Annotated in this window: 1 protein-coding gene; it reads left to right on the top strand. The window is 64.0% G+C overall.

The features are described from left to right. The coding region (locus tag ACCD05_RS32075; RefSeq protein WP_413397730.1) for a CNNM domain-containing protein at positions 1–242 on the top strand (242 nt) is incomplete at both ends.

Genomic DNA, 242 nt, shown 5'->3' with positions numbered 1-242 from the left:
ATCCTGGGCCATCCGCAAACCCGAGCTGCTGTCCCTGTGGACGGCCGTGCCGCTGTACCTGTTCTACTGGGCCATGTATCCGGCCATCTACCTGCTCAACGCCAGCGCCAACGGCATCCTGCGTATTGCCGGCCAAGGCGAGCCTGGCCCCCATCACGAGCACAGCTACAGCCGTGAAGAACTGAAACTGATCCTGCACTCCAGCCGCGGCCAGGACCCCAGCGATCAGGGCATGCGCGTAC

The organism is Rhizobium sp. Rhizsp42, assembly GCF_047304155.1.
Lineage (GTDB): Bacteria > Pseudomonadota > Alphaproteobacteria > Rhizobiales > Rhizobiaceae > Rhizobium.
The sequence above is the reverse complement of the archived record's forward strand: the minus strand, read 5'-3'. Positions and strand labels throughout refer to the sequence as shown.